Annotated in this window: 18 protein-coding genes; 9 read left to right on the top strand and 9 right to left on the bottom strand. The window is 70.1% G+C overall.

Annotated elements, in window-relative coordinates; genetic code table 11:
* Positions 1 to 32: 32 nt before the first annotated feature.
* Positions 33 to 713, bottom strand: coding sequence for an MtrAB system response regulator MtrA (gene mtrA / locus BKH28_RS01200; RefSeq protein ID WP_003786992.1), 681 nt, complete (start codon positions 711 to 713; stop codon positions 33 to 35).
* Between the two features lie 279 nt (positions 714 to 992).
* Between mtrA and BKH28_RS01195 the strand changes: the two genes are divergently transcribed.
* The 5 genes from BKH28_RS01195 (at position 993) to BKH28_RS01175 (ending at position 6,756) form a co-directional block, all read left to right on the top strand.
* Positions 993 to 2,396 (top strand): hypothetical protein, encoded by a 1,404-nt coding sequence (locus BKH28_RS01195; protein ID WP_075417117.1) that lies wholly within the window; start codon positions 993 to 995, stop codon positions 2,394 to 2,396.
* 7 nt (positions 2,397 to 2,403) lie between these two features.
* Positions 2,404 to 3,090, top strand: coding sequence for a DUF4129 domain-containing protein (locus BKH28_RS01190; protein ID WP_075417116.1), 687 nt, complete (start codon positions 2,404 to 2,406; stop codon positions 3,088 to 3,090).
* Positions 3,087 to 4,298 (top strand): DUF4350 domain-containing protein, encoded by a 1,212-nt coding sequence (locus tag BKH28_RS01185; protein ID WP_075417115.1) that lies wholly within the window; start codon positions 3,087 to 3,089, stop codon positions 4,296 to 4,298. Before BKH28_RS01190 ends, BKH28_RS01185 begins: the two co-directional genes overlap by 4 nt.
* Positions 4,295 to 5,398: an AAA family ATPase gene (locus tag BKH28_RS01180; protein ID WP_075417114.1), complete on the top strand. Its 1,104-nt coding sequence runs from the start codon at positions 4,295 to 4,297 to the stop codon at positions 5,396 to 5,398. The genes BKH28_RS01185 and BKH28_RS01180 overlap by 4 nt, the downstream gene beginning before the upstream one ends.
* Positions 5,399 to 5,463: 65 nt before the next feature.
* Positions 5,464 to 6,756 (top strand): DUF58 domain-containing protein, encoded by a 1,293-nt coding sequence (locus BKH28_RS01175; RefSeq protein ID WP_075417113.1) that lies wholly within the window; start codon positions 5,464 to 5,466, stop codon positions 6,754 to 6,756.
* Positions 6,757 to 6,779: 23 nt separating this feature from the next.
* Here BKH28_RS01175 and BKH28_RS01170 read toward each other — a convergent pair whose 3' ends face one another.
* A complete protein-coding gene (locus BKH28_RS01170) occupies positions 6,780 to 7,775 on the bottom strand; it encodes a stage II sporulation protein M (protein ID WP_075417112.1) in 996 nt (331 codons plus the stop codon).
* Between the two features lie 17 nt (positions 7,776 to 7,792).
* Between BKH28_RS01170 and BKH28_RS01165 the strand changes: the two genes are divergently transcribed.
* Positions 7,793 to 8,671, top strand: a complete 879-nt coding sequence (locus BKH28_RS01165; RefSeq protein WP_075417111.1) for an RDD family protein — start codon at positions 7,793 to 7,795, stop codon at positions 8,669 to 8,671.
* A 58-nt stretch (positions 8,672 to 8,729) separates the two neighbouring features.
* On the opposite strand, the gene BKH28_RS01160 is transcribed toward BKH28_RS01165, so the two are convergent.
* Positions 8,730 to 8,966, bottom strand: a complete 237-nt coding sequence (locus BKH28_RS01160; protein ID WP_075417110.1) for a Trm112 family protein — start codon at positions 8,964 to 8,966, stop codon at positions 8,730 to 8,732.
* Positions 8,963 to 9,397 carry a DUF3499 domain-containing protein gene (locus tag BKH28_RS01155; RefSeq protein ID WP_034491867.1) on the bottom strand — a complete coding sequence of 145 codons (435 nt, stop codon included), beginning with the start codon at positions 9,395 to 9,397 and terminating at the stop codon, positions 8,963 to 8,965. Before BKH28_RS01155 ends, BKH28_RS01160 begins: the two co-directional genes overlap by 4 nt.
* A gap of 234 nt (positions 9,398 to 9,631) precedes the next feature.
* Between BKH28_RS01155 and BKH28_RS13100 the strand changes: the two genes are divergently transcribed.
* Positions 9,632 to 9,934, top strand: coding sequence for a metallopeptidase family protein (locus tag BKH28_RS13100; RefSeq protein ID WP_081379986.1), 303 nt, complete (start codon positions 9,632 to 9,634; stop codon positions 9,932 to 9,934).
* Between the two features lie 35 nt (positions 9,935 to 9,969).
* Here BKH28_RS13100 and BKH28_RS01145 read toward each other — a convergent pair whose 3' ends face one another.
* From BKH28_RS01145 to BKH28_RS01135, 3 genes are read right to left on the bottom strand one after another with little or no spacing between them, the layout of a single operon-like run.
* Complete coding sequence (locus tag BKH28_RS01145; RefSeq protein WP_075417108.1) at positions 9,970 to 11,895, bottom strand: DUF5719 family protein; 1,926 nt, start codon at positions 11,893 to 11,895, stop codon at positions 9,970 to 9,972.
* Entirely contained in the window at positions 11,892 to 15,980 is a 4,089-nt protein-coding gene (locus tag BKH28_RS01140) for a glycosyltransferase (protein ID WP_075417107.1), read from the bottom strand. The genes BKH28_RS01145 and BKH28_RS01140 overlap by 4 nt, the downstream gene beginning before the upstream one ends.
* Positions 15,977 to 16,297 (bottom strand): WhiB family transcriptional regulator, encoded by a 321-nt coding sequence (locus tag BKH28_RS01135; RefSeq protein ID WP_003787027.1) that lies wholly within the window; start codon positions 16,295 to 16,297, stop codon positions 15,977 to 15,979. The genes BKH28_RS01140 and BKH28_RS01135 overlap by 4 nt, the downstream gene beginning before the upstream one ends.
* Before the next feature lie 328 nt (positions 16,298 to 16,625).
* Here BKH28_RS01135 and BKH28_RS01130 point away from each other — a divergent pair, with 328 nt between their 5' ends.
* Positions 16,626 to 17,459 carry a TIGR03089 family protein gene (locus BKH28_RS01130; protein WP_075417106.1) on the top strand — a complete coding sequence of 278 codons (834 nt, stop codon included), beginning with the start codon at positions 16,626 to 16,628 and terminating at the stop codon, positions 17,457 to 17,459.
* Between the two features lie 9 nt (positions 17,460 to 17,468).
* Here the strand turns inward: BKH28_RS01130 and manA are convergent, their stop codons facing one another.
* Together manA and BKH28_RS01120 are read right to left on the bottom strand one after the other, a co-directional pair.
* On the bottom strand, positions 17,469 to 18,659 hold the full coding sequence (gene manA, locus BKH28_RS01125) for a mannose-6-phosphate isomerase, class I (protein WP_075417105.1): 1,191 nt from the start codon (positions 18,657 to 18,659) through the stop codon (positions 17,469 to 17,471).
* Positions 18,660 to 18,730: 71 nt separating this feature from the next.
* Positions 18,731 to 19,312: a dTDP-4-dehydrorhamnose 3,5-epimerase family protein gene (locus tag BKH28_RS01120; protein ID WP_075417141.1), complete on the bottom strand. Its 582-nt coding sequence runs from the start codon at positions 19,310 to 19,312 to the stop codon at positions 18,731 to 18,733.
* Positions 19,313 to 19,516: 204 nt separating this feature from the next.
* On the opposite strand from BKH28_RS01120, the gene rfbA reads away from it, so the two are divergent.
* Entirely contained in the window at positions 19,517 to 20,389 is an 873-nt protein-coding gene (rfbA, locus tag BKH28_RS01115; protein WP_075417104.1) for a glucose-1-phosphate thymidylyltransferase RfbA, read from the top strand.
* The last annotated feature ends 64 nt before the right edge of the window (positions 20,390 to 20,453 follow it).

Genomic DNA, 20,453 nt, shown 5'->3' with positions numbered 1-20,453 from the left:
GGTTCATTGTATGGCGCCCGATGCGCCGTCGCTCACGCGGATTCGCCGACCCTGTAGCCGACACCGCGCACCGTCACCACGATCGAGGGACGCTCGGGGTCCTTCTCGATCTTGGCCCGCAGGCGCTGGACGTGGACATTGACCAGGCGGGTATCCGCCGGGTGCTGGTAGCCCCACACCTGGCTGAGGAGCTCCTCACGGGTGAAGACCTTCCACGGCGAACGGGCCAGGGTCACCAGCAGCTCGAACTCCAGCGGCGTCAGGGAGATGACCGACTCACCGCGCTTGACCTGGTGACCGGCGACGTCGATGTCGAGGTCCCCCGCACGCACGTGCTCGGCCGCACCGGGGTTGGTGCGACGCAGACGGGTGGAGACGCGGGCCAGCAGCTCCTTGGACTTGAAGGGCTTGGTCACGTAGTCGTCCGCGCCCGCCTCGAGGCCGGCGACGACGTCCTGCGTGTCGGTCCGCGCGGTCAGCATGATGATCGGCACGTCGGACTCGGAGCGGATGAGCCGGCAGATCTCGACGCCGTCGAGCCCCGGAAGCATGAGGTCGAGCAGGACCAGATCGGGGTTGACCTCATGGAAGGCGTCCAGGGCCTTGGCCCCGTCATGACAAAGTGTGGGCGTGTAGCTCTCCGACTCCAGCATGATGCCGATCATCTCGGCCAGGGATGCATCGTCGTCGACGACCAGAATGCGCGTGCTCATAGCCCGTATCTTGGCATGAGCCCCAGGACCCGAGGGACATCCAGACCACCGAGGAGGCATCCACAGTTTCCTCAGGTCTCTAAGAGAATCCCTTCAGTTACGGGAAAAAACGGCACCAGAACGCCCGAGAGCCGGAATTATTGCGGCCGAACCGTGATCTTTGAGGCGCCTTCAGACCCTGCCCGGAGTACGCCCGCAGGGGCTCACGCAGCCCCAGCAGCCTGATTTCCTCCTTCAGGGGGAGGGCGCGACGTCGGCCGGGCATGACAGCATGGGCTTATGAGTACCGAATCCCACCCTGACGACGTCAGTCCGAACGGAGTCCCGGGCCGCGAGGCTCCCACTGCCCCCGGTAGCGGCTTCGTCGGAGGCGACCAGGACGGATGGCAGGCCCCCGACGCCGGCGCCTTCACAGGAGCACCCTCCTACCCGGCACAGAACTCAGCACAGGGATCGCAGTATCCCGGTTACGGCAGCTACCACACGCCACCGGTCGGCCAGCCCGGCTACCCACCCCACACACCCGGCGGCCAGCCCGGCTACCCGCCCCACACGCCCGGCGGCCAGCCCGGCTACGGAGGCGCCTCGGGGCCCGGTTACGGCCCTTATCCCGGCGCTACTTATCCCGGCGCTGCTGGAGGCCCCGGCGCACCCGGGTACCCGGGCTACGGCGGCTACGCATCGGTCCTGGCCCCCAAGCCGTCAATCATCCCGTTGCGACCGCTGTCCATCGGGGAGATCCTCGGAGGCGCCTTCGAGTCCCTGCGCGCCAACCCCAAGGCGATGTTCGTGCCCTCGCTGGTGGTGATGAGCATCGTGGGGCTCCTGACCGCCGGCAGCCTCGCCCTGTTCCTGTCCCGGCTCGGCCTGCCGAACCTGGCGTCCGGGCAGGTTGAGCTCTCCGAGGCCGAGTCCAGGGCCCGCCTGGACCAGCTCGGGTCGTCGTTCGTGGCTCTGCTCGTCCAGCTCGGGGTGACCAGCGTGCTGAGCATGTTGGCCACCTCGATCCTCATCGGCCTGCTCATCGTGACCGTCTCACGCACCATTCTGGGCCGCAAGGCGTCCCTGAGCGACGTGTGGCAGCGCACCCGGCCGCGGGTCTGGGCACTCATCGGTCAGACGCTCCTCATCCAGCTCATCATCACCGTTGTGACAGTCGTCTTCATCGCGATCGGCTTCGGTATCGGCTGGGCACTCCTGGGGAACATCATCGCCAGCGGGGCTGACGAGGACTCCGCCGGGGTCATCATCCTCGGCGTCCTGCTGATCCTGGCGCTGATCGTCGTGTTCGGGCTGTCGATCTTCGCCCTGATGTGCAAGCTGTGCCTGGCGCCGGCGGCGCTGGTCCTGGAGAACATCGGTGTCCTTGAGGGGATCTCCCGTTCCTGGGCCCTCACGCGGGGCTACTTCTGGCGGATCGTCGGCATCCGACTGCTCTCCTTCCTCATCGTCCTCTTCGCCACCCAGATGGCGTCCTACGGCGTCTCCTTCATCACACAGGGGCTCCTGCTCGCCGCTCCGGACGCCACGATCGCGCTCCTAGTGCTGTCGACGATGCTCAACAGCCTCATCCAGGCCGCGATCGTGCCCTTCGACTCCGCCGTGGTCGCGCTCATGTACACCGACCTGCGGATGCGCTCCGAGGGCCTGGACGTCGAGCTGCGTCACGCCGCCGGGGTATGAGCCGGCCGTGGTCCCTCTCAGCACGATCAGCGCCGAGGCCCCGGCGACCCCCGAGGCCGACGAGGCCCGGCGGGCCGCGGGCAGGGAGCTCTCCCGCCCGATCTACCACGACCATCACGATCTGTGGGACCGGATCTGGAGCTGGATCCGGGAGCACTTCGATGCCAGCAGCATGGTTCCAGGGGTTCCCGCCTGGGTGTCGACGACCATCGTGGTCCTCGTCGTCGCCACCGTCATCGCATTGCTGATCCTCCTGCTGACCAGGTTCTCCTCGGCGCGCCGGGTATCGACGACACCGTCACTGTCAGTACTCACCGACGACCGTGACGCCGCCACCCTGACCCGAGCCGCGGATGCGGCGTCCGCACAGGCCGACTTCGCCACCGCCGTCGTCGAACGGTTCCGCGCCATCATCCGCTCCCTCGACGAACGCGGGATCATCGACGAGTATCCGGGCATGACGGCCCTGGAGGCGGCCACGCTCACCCACCAGGCCCTCGGCGAGCACCGGCTCGTGGCCCCGCTGCTTGAGGCAGCCCACCTGTTCGACGCCGTCCTCTACGGTCGAGTGGTCTCCACCCGGTCCCAGGACCAGCGGATGCGTGAGCTCGCCGATCAGATGGCCACGGTTGCGCCCCCAACCGGGCGCGCCCTCGTCGGCGCCTCCGCCGAGGATCCGGGAGCACAGGCATGAGCACGTCCACGACGACATCTCAGCAGTCCGGGCCCCCGTCCTCCCCGATCGACGACTCCGCGGACCAGGTGACAGACCAGCGCTGGTCCCAGCGCTGGCGCCGGTGGCGCCCCGGTGTCATCGCCGTGTCCCTCATGCTCATCCCCGTCCTGCTCACCGTGTGGGCCCGGACCATCACCTCCACGGTCCCTCTGGCCATCGACAACCCCAAGGAATGGGGAACCATGGCCGTCGCCGAGCTGCTGCGCCACGAGGGGATCTCCGTGAGCAAGGCGAGCAGCGTCTCCGAGGCCCTGGATGCCAGTCGCCAGGGCGCGACCATCGCCGTGGTCAACGCCGACCGTCTCAGCGACCAGGACAGGCAGGCCCTGGCCCAGGCGGGCGGAGACGTCGTCGTCATCGGCTCCGAGGGCGGCAGCGACGCTCTGACGGGACTGACGGGCATGACCGCCAAGGGCACCGCGGCAACGGCCTCCACCACCCTGGCGCCGCAGTGCGACGACATCGACGCCCAGGCCGCCCAGAGCCTGGCCGGTACACGCGCCTCCGTGTCCCTGCAGGGCGATGACGACGCCGTCGGCTGCTTCCCAGTGGGTGAGGACCGTTACGCCTATGCCACAGACTCCCTGCCCAGCGGGGCCACGCTGCGTGTCCTGCCCGATCCCGCACCGGTGACCAACACGCACCTGGCCAAGGAGGGGCACGCGGCCCTGGGCGTACGCGCGCTGGGCCACCACAACCGCGTCCTGTGGCTGGACGGGCAGCGCACAGAGACCCCCTCCGTGTGGAACTCCGCCTCCACACCCCCCTGGCTACCGGTCCTCATCCTTCAGCTCATCGTCATCGCCGGTGTGCTGGCAGTCGTCCAGGGGCGCCGCTTCGGCGGCGTCGTGAGTGAGGACCTGCCCGTCGTCGTGCGCTCCACCGAGACCACGGTGGCGCGCGGGCGTCTCTACCGTCAGGGCTCGGACCGGCCCCGGGCCGCTCAGGCCCTGCGCTCGGGTACCGCGCTGCGTCTGGGCGCCGCTTTGGGCCTGCCCCCCGGGACCTCGCGCCGCGACGTGATCGCCGCCGTCGCCATGGCCTCGGGAACCGCCCCGACCACGGTGGACTCTCTTCTCTACGGTCCGCCACCCTCCAGCAACAGTGCCCTGGCCACCCTGGCAGTTCAGCTTGACCAACTCGAGAGCGAGGTTCACTCCACATGAGCACGGACAGCACCGACCCCCGTCGCGAACCGGGCATCGCAGGTGATACGGGCACCGGCGTCCCCCACCCTCAGGCCCCCGGGGGCCCGGACGCCTCGGGTACCCGCAGTGCCACCCAGGCCCCTCAGGCGGCCCCCCACGAGGAGGCCGCCTCCGACCCGCGCAAGCGCCTGGTGGCCGTGCGCAGCGAGGTGAGCAAGGCCGTCGTCGGCCAGGAGGCCGCTGTGACCGGACTGGTCATCGCCCTGCTCGCCGGCGGGCACGTCCTGCTCGAGGGAGTCCCCGGCGTGGCCAAGACCCTCCTGGTGCGGTCGCTGGCCACAGCGCTGGACGTGGAGACCAAACGCATCCAGTTCACCCCCGATCTCATGCCCGGGGACGTCACCGGCTCTCTCATCTACGACTCCCGCAGCGCGCAGTTCTCCTTCCGGGCCGGCCCCGTCTTCACCAACCTCCTGTTGGCCGACGAGATCAACCGCACTCCTCCCAAGACGCAGTCGGCACTGCTGGAGGCCATGGAGGAGCGCCAGGTCTCCATTGACGGAGAGCCCCGGGGTCTGCCGGATCCGTTCATGGTGATCGCCACCCAGAACCCCGTGGAGTACGAGGGGACCTACCCGCTTCCCGAGGCTCAGCTGGACCGTTTCCTGCTCAAGCTGGTGCTGCCCCTGCCCGAGCGGGCCCAGGAGATCGAGGTGCTCTCCCGCCACGCCTCGGGATTCGATCCACGCGACCTGCCCTCGGCAGGGCTACAGGCGGTCGCCGGGGTCCAGGACCTGGCTCAGGCCCGGGCCCAGGCGAGCACGGTCGGAGTCACGCCCGAAGTGCTGGCCTACGCGGTGGACCTCGTGCGCGCCACCCGGTCCATGCCCTCGGTGGCCCTGGGGGTCTCACCCCGCGGAGCCACCGCGCTCCTGGCCGCGTCGCGGGCCTGGGCATGGCTCGCCGGCCGTTCCTTCGTCACTCCCGATGACATCAAGGCCCTGGCTCTGCCGGCTCTGCGCCATCGCATCAAGCTGCACGCCGAGGCCGAGATGGAGGGCATCACCCCTCAGTCCGTCATCGAGTCCGTGCTGAGAACCGTTCCGGTCCCGCGCTGAGACGCCGGTCTCGGACGACCAAGAGCACAGAACCGATCACCTGACCGACTCATGACAGGAGTGGCATGTTCCTGACGATGCGCGCCGTGTGGGCGATGCTTGCGGGGATCGTCCTGGTCCTCATCGCGCCACGCCCGGCGACCGTGCTGGCCTGGGCCGGCGTGGTCACCGTCCTCGTCATGATCGACGTGGTCTGCGCTCCCTCGCCCGGAGTGCTGCGGGCCTCACGCTCGGTGAGCCACGGAGTGCGGTTGGGTGAGTCGATCACCGCGACGCTCACGATCACCAACACCGGTCGGCGCCCGGCCCGTCTCCTGCTGCGCGATGCCTGGCCCCCGAGCGCAGGGGCGACCCACGAGCGTGGGACGATGACGCTCCCACCGGCCCAGCGCCGTCGTCATTCCACGGTACTCACGCCCCGACGCCGGGGGGATCGCGAAGCGGGACCGATGACCGTCAGGCTGATGGGTCCTCTGGGCATCGCGGGGCGGCAGGCGTCATTGAACGTTCCGGCCTCCGTCCGGGTCCTGCCCGCCTTCCGCTCACGTCGTCACCTGCACTCGCGCCTGGCCCGGTTGCGGGAGATGGACGGACGCAGCGCCGTCATGGTGCGCGGTGAGGGGACCGAGTTCGACTCCCTGCGCGAGTACGTCGTCGGAGATGACGTGCGCTCCATCGACTGGCGCTCCACGGCCCGCCGAGGCGAGGTGCTGGTGCGCACCTGGCGACCGGAGCGCGATCGGAGGGTGCTCGTCATCATCGACTCAGGTCGCCTGTCGGCCGCCCGGCTGGGGGACGCCCCCCGACTCGACGCCCAGATCGAGGCCACCCTGCTGCTGGCGGCCCTGGCCTCCCGCGCCGGCGACCGGGTCGACGTCCTGGCCATGGACGACGCCGTGCGCGCACAGGTGCGAGGCAGTTCCGGACCGGTGCTCATGACCGAGCTGGCCGAGCACCTGACGGACGTGGAACCGCGCCTGACCGAGCTCGACTGGACCCTCATGGCCTCCCTGGTGCGTACGACGCTCTCGCAGCGCGCGCTGGTGGTTGTCATCTCCGCCCTGGACGGCAGCGGAGGGGACGCGACGATGATTCGGACGCTGACGACTCTGGCCCGGGATCACACGGTCGTTCTCGCCTCGGCCCTGGACCCCGAGCTGGAGGAGCTCAGGGCTGCTCGAGACGACACTGACTCGGTGTACGTGGCCGCCTCCGCGGAGAAGGACCTGGTGGAGCTGGACGCCGTACGCCGCCGTCTGCGCCGTGGCGGGGTCGAGGTCGTGGAGGCTGCGGACCAGGGGCTCGCACCGGCACTGGCCGACTGCTACCTGGGCCTCAAGGCGGCGGGGCGGCTATGAGGTGCACCGTGCCGTCACCCGGCTCAGCCGGCCTCGGGTTGGACGTAGCCGGCCTCGTCATCCTCGAGGTCCCCCGTGGCTCCTCCGGCGACGGCGGAGCGCCCCAGGATGAGCGTGTAGGCCCACAGCAGTGCCAGTGCGCCGGATCCGATGGTGATCTTCACCGGCCAGGCAATGGGGGCCGGAGTCACGAAGGCCTCAATGAGCCCGGCAACGGCCAGGGCGGCGGTCAGGCCCACGGCCACCGTGATGAGGGCGCGTCCCTCGGCGGCCAGCGCGGCGGAGCGGCTGCGGGGGCCGGGGACCAGCATGGTCCAGAAGAGCTTGAGCCCGGCGGCACCGGCAATGAAGATGCAGGTCAGCTCCAGCAGGCCGTGAGGCGAGATGAGCGAGAAGAATACGCCGAGCATGTCGTGGTCGGCCATGATCGCCCCGGCATGCCCCACGTTGACGGCGTTGGTGTAGAGCATGGCGAGCGGCACGAGACCGGTGATCCCTCCAGCCACGCAGACCGCCGCGACACGGGCGTTGTTCGTCCACACCACAGCGGCGAAGTCCGAGGCGGAGTATGTGGAGTAGTAGGACTCGAAGGCCTCATGGGCGTAAGCGTCCAGCTTCTCGGGGCTGCCCAGGGCGGCCATGGCCTCAGGACTGCGCAGGGTCCACACCCCCACCACCAGCGCCAGGGCGATCTCGGCCACCATGACCCCGCAGGTCCACCAACGGATGCGGTACAGGGCCGCGGGCACGGACTGGAGAACGAAGCGACGCACCGAGTGGCTCCTCACCTCCCGCGTTCCGGTCAGACGGCCACGAGCCACCGCTACACGGGAGGACAGCTCGGCGATGAGCTGCGGATCCGGTGCGGCCGAGCGCACCCGCGACAGATGGCGGGCACACGTACGGTAAAGGGCCACGAGCTCGTCGGTCTCAGCGCCGCTGAGGTGGCGACGCCCCACGAGTACATCGAGACGTTCCCACTGATCGCGGTGAGCCGCAGAAAAGGCATCAAGATCCACGCAAGGAGTCTGTCACGATGACCGCGTCACCCACATCCTCCGAGCGGATGATCGAGCCCGAGCTGCTCATCACCGGCGAGGCAGTCGCCCTGGACATCACCCCGGCAACAGTCGTCAATCGCATCACCTCGGGGCTCGTCGACTACACCGTCTACGCCCTGGGGGCAGGACTGTCCGTGCTCATGGTCATGGCACTGACCATCGCCGACGGCTCAGATCTCCAGGAGAATCTCGCGTTCCTCCAGGCGCTGCTGTCCCTGGTCGCCCTCGCCTGGCTGGTCGTCATCCCACTGCTCGTCGAGTTCCTCAGCGGGGGCCGGAGCCTGGGCCGCATGGTGACCGGGGCCCGGGTGGTGCGGGACGACGGCGGCACCGTCAAGCTGCGTCACTGCCTGGTGCGGACCCTGCTCGCCGTCGTTGAGATCTGGGGCACCTGGGCCGTGCCGGCCCTGTGCGCCAGCATCGTCTCCAAGCGGGGGAAGCGGTTCGGGGACATGTTGGCCGGCACCTACGTGGTGCGAGAGCATCACCGGTCTCACACGGCGCCGCCGCTGCTGATGCCCCCCGAGCTGACCGAGTGGGCTGCGGGCACGGACCTGCGCGCCCTGCCCGGGGACCTGAGTCTGACGGCGCGAACCTTCCTGCAACGGGCCTCCTCCCTCATGCCCGCCTCCCGCCACCAGCTGGGGCTGGAACTGGCCTCTCAGGTCCAGGGATACGTCTCTCCCCCGCCGCCTGCGGGCACGCACCCCGAACGGTTCCTCGCCGCGGTTCTCACCGAGCGGCGTAACCGTGAGCTGGTGCTGGAGAGCCGCGACCGCCGACTGGAGGAGGACGTGCTCCGGGACATGGCTCGTCCGCCCTATGAGGTGGGTCGGGAGTCCCGGCGGCGCTGAAGCGCCCCTGACTCGCCCCCAGGCCGGATCGTCCAGGGCGGGACGGGGGCGCGCAGCCTCATCCCAGCGGGGCGGGACCGGGTACGCGTAGCGCCTCGTGGACCAGGAGGATCGGCACGCCGTCGCGCACCGGGTAGGCCAGGCCCGTACCCCGAGAGACGAGGGTCGGACATCCGGCGTCGTCGACGCCGTCAAAGAGCTCGCCCCCGCTCAGCGGGCAGCGCAGAGCGGACCTCAGCCCTATGGGGAGGACCGGCCCGGGCTCGGGCACGGATGCGTTGTCCGACAGGCTCATACGTCGTCCTTCTGTCCGCGCAGGACCCGCAGGTGCCCTCGCCGCAGGATCTCGTCCTCGGCGATCTCCGGCGGGGGCGGCAGCGGGGCCGTCAGGGACGCCGGCATGATCCCGCCGGGGCGGGGCCGGTGCTCGGCCGGCGAGGCGACGGGGCGCGGAGCGCGGGATGCCTCACGAACGGCGTCGGCCAGGGCCAGGAGGTCGTCCTCGCTGGGCGGCGCCGGCTCGAACTCGGTGGCCAGGCGGATGATCTGCCAGCCCCGGGGGGCGGTGAAGGAGGAGACGTGCTTATCGCACAGGTCGTAGGCCTCGGGCTGCGCCTCGGTGGCCAGCGGCCCCAGCACGATGGTCGAGTCCGCATAGACGGAAGTCAGGGTGGCCACGGCTGGGCGCTCGCAGCCGGGCTTGCGGCAGTGTCGGACTCTTCTCACGCTCGCAGGTTACCGTGCCGCTGCCCGCCGGTCATCCAGACGCCACCTAGGCTGGCCGATGTGACCGACCTGTTCCCCTTCCCGCCCGGGCCGATTCCGCCGCGATCCGCCACTGCACCGGCGCGGCGCCCGAGCAGTCGTCGTGATCGTCACGGTCGGGGGATGCGTGGTCCGCTCCTGCCGCCGAACCTGCCGGCCTGGCGCACTCGCGCCGAGCGCTTCGATGAGCTCGTCGTGGACGCGGCCCAGGACCTGGCCAGGCGTTGGCCGTCGGTGGATCAGATCCAGTTCGCCGTCGAGGAGGTCCCTCCCTCGGACCCGGCGCCCTGGGAGCGCTCAGTAGTGCTGGGACGCGGCTTCACCGCAGAGCCGCGAGCGGGGCTGCCGGCGCGCGTCGTCATCTACCGACGACCGGTGGCCTCCCGAGCCACGAACGAGGCCGAGCTGGCCGATCTGGTGCGCCGTGTCGTCGTCGAGCAGGTGGCCCTCATGCTGGGACGCCGCCCCGAGGAGATCGACCCGGGCTCGGCGCGGTGAGTCGGGCTCTCCCCCCCCCGCCTGGGCGGAGCCCGTCAGTCCAGCAGGATGCGGCGCTGGGCCTGAACGGCGGCGTCGGGCTGAGCCGGCACGGTGGAGATGAGCGTCCCGGCCAGGTCTCCCCCGGCCTGAGCGGTCACGATGGTGGCGGCGGCCAAGCCGCTCGATGTGCGCGATGCCCCCGACGAGTCCTCCTGACCGGCCGAGTTCAGGCGGACGGCGGCGACCTTGGCCGGCACCTCGACGACGACGGAGCTGCCCTTGGCGACCTTGACGTCCTGGCGCCAGGAACCGTCGAGGGAGGACAGGGTGACGGAGGTGGCCGCGCCACTGTTGGCCACAGTGACCGCGGAGCTCAGGGAGGCCGAGCGCGGCACGGCCAGCAGGCCGGAGTCCGCGGCTCCCGGCAGGGCGGCCTGCGCCCATGCCTGGTCATGGACGAGGGCCTTGGATCGCGCAGGGTACTCACCACCGCTGCGCACCATGCGGACAGCGGCTCCCACCGGCGTGCTCGAGGTGACCTGCACACCGTAGGTGCCTGCGGGCACACCGGCCAGCTGGATGTCGAAGACGGAGCCTGCGTCAATGGTCACGGACTGCGCCCCGCTCAGCGAGCGGGCCCCGTCCTTGCCGAGCATGGTCACCGACACGGTCGCCGGGGCCTGTCCAGGATTGACGATGCGCACGGCCGGGGTGTCGGAGGAGTCGGCACCGGTCTTGGCCTGGGGAACCTCGCCCTGTGAGGCGGGCTCGACGATCTCCACGCCGGGGATCACGAGGTCGGTGGCCGGAGCGGCTCCCGGGGTGATGACGTCGGTGCCGGCGGGGGTCTCCCCGTCGAGGGACTCGGTGACGAGCGCGGGCACCACGGAGCCGCCGTCGGCCTCGACGGATACGGCGATACGCGGGTCCTGGCTGCCCTTCGTCTCCAGGGCCAGGGAGGAGGAGCCGCCCGCGGGCACGGTGACCTCCCCGTTGCTGGGCAGGCTGAGTCGGCCGATGGATCCGTAGAGGGTGACCTTCGCGGTGGCGGGGGTGACGCCGGGGTTGGTCAGTCGCAGCTCGGCCGACGAGCCCGCCGCGATGGAGCCGCCCACGATCCAGGACATGGCGGCCGGCTGGGTGCAGGGAGCCGCGGTGAGCCCCCGCAGGTCACCGCTCTTGGTCAGAGTCGTCACCGATCCGACGGCGTTGGCCACCCGGCCGTCAGCGGGGACGAGGGCGAGGATGCCGCCCTCGGCGCTGTTCATCGAGGTGACGGTGTCGGTGGGAACGCTCCGACCCGCGTAGGTGGCCGACTGGGCGGCCCCGGTTCCCTTCGCGGGAACGATGGCGGTGGTGGAGTCCATGGCGCCGACGTCGGTGCCCCGCAACGTATTGGTGGGCGCATGCGGGCACACGTAGGTGGTGGCGCCTCCGGGCTGGGCCAGGCTCAGGGCCTGCAGCTGCGGGGTCGGTGTGGTCGGTGCGGCGTGCTCCCACCAGGCGACGCCTCCGACGGCAGCGGCGAGCGCGACCGAGGTCAGGATGCCGACGCCGCGAGCGACCGTCTGCCCCAGCGGCCGGCGGTGTCGCCTGGAGCTGCCGGAGCCCCTCCGACGCTTCTTAGAGGGGGTGTCGGGCTCGCCAGTGTCCGGGGCCTTGGAGGAGGAGTCGTCCGTGTCGGCCGTCTCCTCGTCGTCCGCGTGGGCGTCATCCTGGGCGGCGTCGCCGGTATCGGCCGTCTCCTCGTCGTCAGTGCCGGCGCCATCCTCGGCAGGATCAGCGGAGGCGCTGTCCGTGTCCTGATCCTGGCTCACGGGACCGCCGGCGGACTCGTCCTCGACCTCGTCCACGGTGGCGGTCTCGTCGTCCGCCTGCTCCGGGCCCGGGCTCATCGACTCGTGCTCCGGGGGCCGGGACTCAGACGTGCCCTGCGACTCCTGCTGGCTGTCGGTGTCGTCCTCACGGGGCTGAGTCATGAGGCCATCTCCTTTCCGCGTCGCAGGGGCAGTGCCGCCACCAGGGTCAGAGCCCAGACGGCCCAGATCGTGTAGGTCGCGGCGGCGGTGGACTTGCGGGTGTGGGTGACGACCAGCTCCCCGCCCTCGGAGCCGACGGCGAAGCCCTGCTTCCAGCTGCCGTCCTGGGTGAGGACCTTTGTGGCCTCGAGGCGCCGACCATCGAGGGTGGCGCTCCAGCCGGCGTCGGCCCGCTCCACCATGACGAGGGTTCGGGCGCCCGATCCAGCGGGGATCCGAGTGCGGGTCCCCGAGCCGGTACCGGTGGAGGCGACCGGGGTGACCTCGCCTCCGGCGTCGACGAGGCTCAGGCGGGCCGAGTCGGGATGCGCCGAAGACGTGACCCGCCAGGAGTTGCCCGAAGTGGTCTGGGCGAGCTGTTCCAGTCCTGGCGTCGAGGCCAGGCCCACACGGGCCTCGGCGGTGACGGCGTCACCCTCCTTGTGATCGAGCAGGACGACGGCGATGCCGTGGGCCGCCAGAGCATCGGCGGCCCCCTTGTCCTGGCCGGCGGTGGCGCGGGTGACGATCTGGGCGAGCTCGGCGTCAGCCGGGTCCTCCAGAACGAGAGCCTGAGCGGAGGAGGTGAGGCTGCGCCCCTTCCCCTGCCCGTCCCTGGTGGGCTTGAATCCGGGGGCGGCCAGGGCCCCCGCGGCACGGGTGCGCGCCTCGATATTGACCGCTCCGGGCAGGACGTCGCTGATCTGGGTGCCGGGCCCGCGCCAGATGGTGGCCTGGAGCCCCTGAGGGGTGGAGGTGAGTCTGAGGACCCTGCCAGCCGCCCCCGACCCCTGGAACTGCTCGGCGATGAGCGGGATCTGCTGGGGCGTGGAGTGCAGCGCCAGGACCTGCGGGTTGCTGCCGCGGTGGGCCTGGTAGGACCAGACGGCGCCGACCACCACCGGGGCGAGCAGGACGAGACAGGCCGCGGTCGTGAAGGCCGCCCTGAGTCGGCGTGATCCCGCCCGCCTCGCCTTCGTGTCGGCGGCCGTGGAGGACGTCGCGTCGGTGTCCTTCCGACTCCGGCGCTCCAGGGCTCGACGGCCGCCTCCGGCCCGTTGTCCGATCAGGGTCAAGATGGCCTCGCCCGCGGTCAGGGCCGCCGTGAGGAAACCGCTCAGCGCCAGGGAGAGACCGGCCCCGGCCCAGCCGTTGACGGGGGCCAGGCCGCCTCCGGCGACGTCCGGGCCCAACCCGGTCGGGGTGCGCAGGCAGACCCCGGCCAGGACGAGGCCGCCCAGGGCCAGGAGGATGCCGGTGCGGGCCACCCGGACGCGTCGGGAGACGAACAGACCGAGGACGCCGAGGACCGGGACCAGCGCGAGCACTACCCGGAGCAGAGCGCTCCAGGGCCCCGAGGTGACGAGGGCGTTCAGGTCCACGGGAGAGCCGGCCAGCAGGTCGAGACTGCTCGGTGCCGGTGCGGAGACGGGCAGGCCGATATCGGTCAGCAGCAGCCGAACCCCCTCGGCCCAACCGGCCCTCTGGCCCAGGCGCCAGGCGCCCCACCAGGCCGGGGCGGCGGTGACCAGCATGGGAACCAGAGTGAGGATGAGTTTGAACCCGCGTCGCGTGGTCACGGACAGCAGCAGGATGATGACAGTCAGCACGGCCGCAGTGGCCGGGACGGCCGCGACGACGACGCTCAGCAGCAGTCCCGCGACAGCGGCGGCCGTCGCCGACCCGTACCCGTACTTCTCGGTGGAGGGCAGGTCGACCTCGGCCTCCGGGGCGGCCGGGTCGGGGGCATTGAGGGATTCGAGAACCTCGCGCGCGGTCGCCAGGGCGGAGGCCGCTCGACCGGCCTCCGCCTCGTCCTCACCACGGTCATGAGTGTCATCGCCCGAGGTCCCGGCCTCAGTATCGGCGGAGGCCGTCACACTCGTGGTGCTCGGCTCCGCAGCCGCGCCCACCGAGGCGTCATCCGAGGCGGGCGCCTTCTCAGCGTCCCCCTCCTGCGAGGACTCGGTGGCGTCCTGGACGCTCGAGGCGGCCTGCGCCTCCTCGTCCAGGTGGGCGAGATCGGCGACTCTCTCGGTGGAGAAGCGGTCGAGCTCGGCGCGTTCCTCATCAGTGAGCAGGTGGGCACCCACCAGCCCGGACAGAACGAGGTCCCGCCGGTCGGCGCCCACGGCGCGGGCCAGGGCAAGCAGCGCCCAGGGAAGGACGAGGTGGACCAGGAGAGCGCCGAGACGTCCTTGTCCCAAGGAGAGCAGGAGGCCGGGAGCCAGCGCCCACACGAGCGCGGCCCAGGCCCGCAGAGCCACCTTCCGGGTCATCGTGCCGGCGGCGAACCATGCCCCCAGTGCCGCCAGGGGCACGGCCAGGAGTATCAGAGCACTGATGAGTGCGCTGGTCTCCAACCCCACCAGCCGCCCCAGAGCCGCCGGCCCGGCCAGGATGGCCAGGAACGGGGTGACGCCGCCCGGGTAGCCGTCCGCCGTGGCGATCCAGGTGCTCCAGGCGGTGTCCCACATCTGACGCCAGCCGCCGCTGAACAGGGGCAGAGCCCCACCGGTGATGGAGCGGGTGAGCAGCAGCCGGGACAGGCCGAAGGTGCTCAGCGCCAGCACCAGCACCATGACCGCGCTCAGGGTGCGGCGCCGGCTACGGGCCAATGCGGCCAGCTCACGCAGCTCGAGCTCACTGGGGGCTGCCGCTCGGGCACGACGCTCGCGCTCCTGGCGGGTGCGGTCACGACGCACCCCACGGATCTCGGCCGACGTCGCGTAGAGACGCCCCAGCGCGGATGCGGGCACCTTGGTGTGCTGGGCGAGCCGGCGTCTGGCCGCTCTGATCCGTCGGCCACGTCCGGCCACGGTCAGAGCCGCAGCGAGCTCGTCACGGGCGAGCGCCGGTGCCTTGGATGCGAGTCGCCACACGACCCGCATCAGTCCCAGAACGACGAACCAGGTCAGCAGCAGACCGATGGGGCGGGTGGAGAAGGCCGCCCAGTTGGTGAGCTGGGCACTGCGCCGAGCCCGGAAGGATCTCTCCGGGTCGGGCTCGGGGAGCTTGACCGCGATGGCCTCGGCATCGGTACGGGGCTGCGCACTGGAGGAGTGCGAGACGGATGCGGGGCGGCGGAGCCCCTGGTAGGAGGCCCGTCGGTGGCGGATGACGGCGGTGGGTTCGACGATGACGCGGTATCCGGCCAGGCGCGCGGCACGTGAGAACTCCAGACCGTCGCCGAAGGGACCGAGCCACGGGGCGATGCCGCCGATCTCTTCCCACACGGCCCGGTCGACGAGGGCGCCGGCCGTTCCCACGGCCAGGACATCGCTGCGGTCGTCGTGCTGGCCCTGGTCGACCTCGCCGGGGACGATGTCGTTGGCGCGACGGGCCGAGGCGGTGGCGCGCAGCCCGACCTCGAGGAGCAGCTCGGGGTTGTCCCAGCCCACCTGCTTGGGACCGACGACTCCCACGGAGCGCGCATTGGTCGCAGCAGTGAGGAGCCGCTCGAGGCAGTCCTGAGCAGGAGCGGAGTCGTCATGAAGCAGCCAGAACCACACTTGGTGCTCCGGCATCTCCGGGGTGGCCTCGGTGGGCGCGACGAGCCGCTGCTCGTAGGCGGTGATCGGTGAGAGCGCTCCGGTGGGGCCGGTGATGGGACCGGAGCCTGACAGCAGAAGGTCCCGCACCGAGGTGCGCGGCCCGCTCGAGGTGGCCTCACTGTCTGAATCCTCTACGCCGTCGACAGCCTCCGGACTACGGCGTTTGCGGTTGCCGGCGGCGACGAGTCCGGCATAGGCGGCCAGCCCCCGGGCGACGGCGTCTCCGAAGCTCTTGGCCTCCTTGGCCCTAACGACGCGCACTGCGGTGACGGCGTCCAGTCCCGACCTCTCAACAAGCTCCTCGATCGGGGTCCCGTCCCCCAGCCCGTTGGCTCGCGAGGCGACATCGACGACGAGAACGACGTCGGGCGCACAGGTCTGTGCGGTGATCGCGGACAGTGTCTGCGCCAGAAACGGGCTCGCCCCGGCCGACACGACGACGGCCAGGGCTCCTACCCGACTGGCTCCCTGTGTGGAGCCGGTGCGGGTCATACTGCGCGACGCTTGAGCTTGCGCCGCTCGCGCTCCGACATACCGCCCCAGATACCGAAGCGCTCATCGTTGGCGAGGGCGTACTCGAGGCACTCCTCACGAACCTCACAAGTCGCACAGACTCGCTTGGCCTCGCGTGTGGAACCACCCTTCTCAGGGAAGAACGCCTCCGGGTCCGTCTGAGCGCACAGAGCGCGCTCCTGCCATGCCAGAGGACCTTCATCGACGTCGTCACCGCCACCAAAAAGGAGCGACAGTACTTCCGCGTCAGGCTCCTCCGGGTGCTTCAGTGGGCCGTCGCCGAGGATGTTCCACATGCCGGCCTCCCTTCGATCCGAGCTTCTTGCCAGTAAGAATTACATGCGTGTGAGACAAGGCCAGTCAAGCCACCGAGGGAAACTTCACCCTCTCGTGACCACCGACATCATTCCTTGATATCTCAAGGAATAACCCCATCTGGTCGCCACCATATGTCGACTTCCTACAAATCCCCTGGGAGGCTCCCACTGCCTGGCTGACAGCGGGAATACACACGGAATTTCAGAGAATTTCAGGGGGCCTGGCGCACGTTTCCATATTGCCCCGACCGGCTGGATGCCACCAGGGAGTTTCCTGATAGTCAGTAGATCTGCTTCAATCAGAGTCATGCGCGACCCCCTGCTCCCGCTGCTCCCCGGCCCTCAGGATGCCGACAGGCCGTGGCTCATTTGTTATCGAATCGACGAGCGAGTCGAGCTGACCGGACACGTCCTGTCCATGTGGATGGCGAAGATCGCGGGATTGATCACAGCAGAGTCAGTGCCGGGTGACGGAGTCCATGTGGGGCTTCCTCCGCACTGGCGGACCGTCGCCTGGGCGTGCGGTACGTGGATGGCGGGGCGCAGTGTGCTCCTGGGAAGCAGTGAGGAGATCAGCGCCGCCGGCCTCGTCCCCGAGCTGAGTGTGGCCTTCACCCCGGAGGACCTCTGCGATGAGGCCGAGGCACAGGTACTGGTCCCCCCAGCCTCGCTGGCGCTGCGTTGGCCGGGAGAGCTGCCCGCCCTCGTACTCGACGGCGCCGCCGACCTCATGCACTATCCCGACCATTTCACTCCGGTAAGCGCCGCTGCTGACCTGATGTGTCTCAGCGACCTCGGTGACCGCGGCGTCCTCTCCTCCGATCCCGCTGCGCCTGCGGCTCAGGGCGGACCTGCGGGCACTGCCCCGTCAGATCCACGACCCACGTCCCTGACGCGCGCCCAGCTGGTGGCCCAGGTCGAGGCGTCCTGCCGAACCGCAGGAGCCGACAACCGGTCCGCCTCACGTGCTGCCCTGGTGCGCCATGCCGACACCGCCCAGATGCTCCAGGAGGTACTGGTCGCCTGGCGCTCGGGGCGCACAGCGGTGATTCTCACCCCCGAGGCGGGTGACGACATCGCCGCGACCGCCATCCGGCAGGAAGGCATCACCGAGTGGACCGGCGGGGCTCAGCCCCACTGAGCACCGGGGTCAGGGGACATCGGCCTGGACAAGGGTGCCCTCCCCTTCAACGGAGAGGCTGCGTTCGTCGGCACCGACGAACACCGCCTCGCCCTGGGCGAGCGTCTGCGAGTCGGCCTGGGTCACCAGCGTCATGGCGCCCTCGACGGCCAGGAGGATGCGTGGTCCCCGTCCGGGGACCGGCAGGCGGCCGTCGGCGGCCACCACGGTGGTCACCATGAGCTCGAAGTCATCCACCGGCGCGTAGTAAGCCCGGGTCGCGCGAGACAGGTACTCGGGGGCCGGGCGCACCGGCGGCGCCGCCACGTAGTCGACACAGGCCAGCATCTCGGGGACATCGATGTGCTTGGCGGTCAGTCCGGCGCGCAGCACGTTGTCGGAGGAGGCCATGACCTCCACGCCCAGACCGGAGATGTAGGCGTGAACGCTTCCCGCGGGCACGAACAGCGCCTCACCGGGCTGCAGGGTGACCGGGTTGAGCAGGAGCGCAGCGGCGATGCCGGGGTCCCCGGGGAAGGTACCCGCCATCTTCACGACGTTGGAGTCCACTCGCAGCGACGGGGACGTGCCGGCCTCGAACCTGGCTGCGATCTCAGTGACAAGGGCGTCGATCTCCTGGGGACTCGGACGCGTGGCGGCTGAGACGACGTCGGAGAAGACCTGCCTGATGCCGTAGCGGGTGGGGTTGAGGCGCAGGGTGCGGCGCATCCTGCGGGCCAGAGGGCTGTCCAGGCCGGCGAGGACCTCGACGGCGCGGCGCGGGGCCCGGAAACCGGCGACGGCCTGGAAACGGGTGAGGGCCAGGACCATCTCCGGCTTGTGGTTCGTGTCCTTGTAGTTGCGGGAGGGATGGTCCAGGGCGATGCCCGCCTCCTCCTCCAGGGCGTAGCCCTCAGCGGCCTGGGCCTGACTGGGGTGGACCTGGAGGGACAGTGGCTGCTCGGGCGCAATGAGCTTGAGGAGGAAGGGCAGCCGGTGCCCGAAGCGCCAGATGATGTCCTCACCCAGGAGACGCTCCGGCTCGGCGTCGATGAGATCGGACAGGGAACCGCCTTCAGCGACCTGGGCCGGACCGGCCGGGTGGGAGCCGTACCAGGCCTCGGCCCACGGGGCGCCGTCGTCGGCCACACCCAGGAGCGCGGGAATGGCGGAGGTCGACCCCCAGGCGTACTGCTGGCGGGCGGGCTCAAGTCGTCTCATAGCGCCTCACCGTACCGACTCTCAGGCACGTCCTAGCCCTTGTTACCGTACCGGTACGGTGGTGGCGCGTCCTAGGCCTTGGCCCCGGGAGCCGGGAAGGGCGTGACGTCGGCCAGGCGGGGGTGCGCCTTGTCCTTGTCGGAGAGGATCGCATCGCTCAGCGCGATCGGCCAGGGCACATTCGCCGTCTCGTCGGCCAGGTTGAGGAAGGTGTACTGGGCGTCGGCCGACCAGTGGTCGTTGACCAGGTAGGTGTAGGCAGTATTGGGTTCCAGCGTCTGGTAGGCGTTGCCCACGCCCCGAGGCACGAACACCGCCACCGACGGGTCGATCTCGCAGGTGTAGACGGACCCGAAGGAGGGCCCCTCGCGCAGGTCCACCCAGGCTCCGAAGACCCGGCCGGTGGCCACAGAGACGAACTTGTCCCAGGGCTCGGCGTGAATACCCCGGGTCACCCCGACCTCATTGTTGAAGGAGATGTTGTTCTGAACCGGACCGAAGTCGGGCAGCCCCAGGGCCAGCATCTTCTCCCTCTGCCAGTTCTCCTTGAACCAGCCGCGGTTGTCCCCGTGAACAGTCAGGTCGATCCGCAGGAATCCCGGAATCGGCGTCTTCTCGATCGCGAGCGGCTTGCCCAGCTCGATCTGCCCCATGAACAGTCCCTTCCGCACGTGTCAGTCCCGATATCGGCGTCGCCACCTCGGCGCAGCCCTGTTGACGGAGTCTAACGGCGCCACCGCACCAGTACCTCAGGGACGCGGCCGCACGAGCCGAACGTGCCGCGCACCACGGACATGCACCCCGGATTCGCCCGATCCTGGTGCCACTCGAGGGCCCGGATGGGTCATGCTTGGGGCATGCGAGGAATCATTCTGGCCGGAGGCTCCGGCACACGACTCAACCCGATCACCCTGGGGACCTCCAAGCAGCTGGTGCCCGTCTATGACAAGCCGATGATCTACTACCCGCTGAGCACCCTCATGCTCGCCGGGATCCAGGACGTCCTCATCATCACCACCCCCCATGACGCCCCCTCCTTCCACCGCCTCCTGGGCGACGGCTCCCAGCTCGGAGTCAACCTGTCCTACACCGTCCAGCAGGAGCCCAACGGCCTGGCCCAGGCCTTCGTCCTGGGTGCCGACTTCATCGGCTCCGAGAGTGCCGCCCTGGTCCTGGGCGACAACATCTTCTACGGCCCCGGCATGGGCACGCAGCTGCGCCGTCACACCAACCCCGACGGCGGCGTCGTCTACGCCTACCAGGTTGCCGACCCCACGGCCTACGGCGTCGTCGAGTTCGACGAGGACTTCAAGGCCATCTCCATCGAGGAAAAGCCCGCCCGCCCCCGCTCCAACTACGCCGTGCCCGGCCTGTACTTCTATGACAACGACGTCGTCGAGATCGCGGGGAACCTCAAGCCCTCCGCCCGCGGCGAGTACGAGATCACCGACGTCAACCGCACCTACCTGGAGGCCGGCAGGCTCACCGTCGAGGTCCTCCCCCGCGGTACCGCCTGGCTCGACACCGGTACCTTCGACTCCCTGGCCGACGCCACCAGCTTCATCCGCACCGTCCAGCACCGTCAGGGCCTCAATATCGGCGCCCCCGAGGAGGTCGCCTGGCGCATGGGCTTCATCGACGACGAAGGGCTGCGCCGGCGCGCCGAGCCCCTGGTCAAGTCCGGCTACGGCGCCTACCTCCTGGGCCTGCTGGAGCACCAGCAGGCCTGAACGGCCACCGGAGCATCCGACGCCGGCTCCTTGAACCAGTACCGCGGGCGGGCGGCACCAGCTG

This window comes from Actinomyces oris (assembly GCF_001937665.1).
Classification (GTDB): Bacteria; Actinomycetota; Actinomycetes; order Actinomycetales; family Actinomycetaceae; genus Actinomyces; species Actinomyces stomatis.
This window is presented reverse-complemented; position numbering and strand designations above follow the sequence as displayed.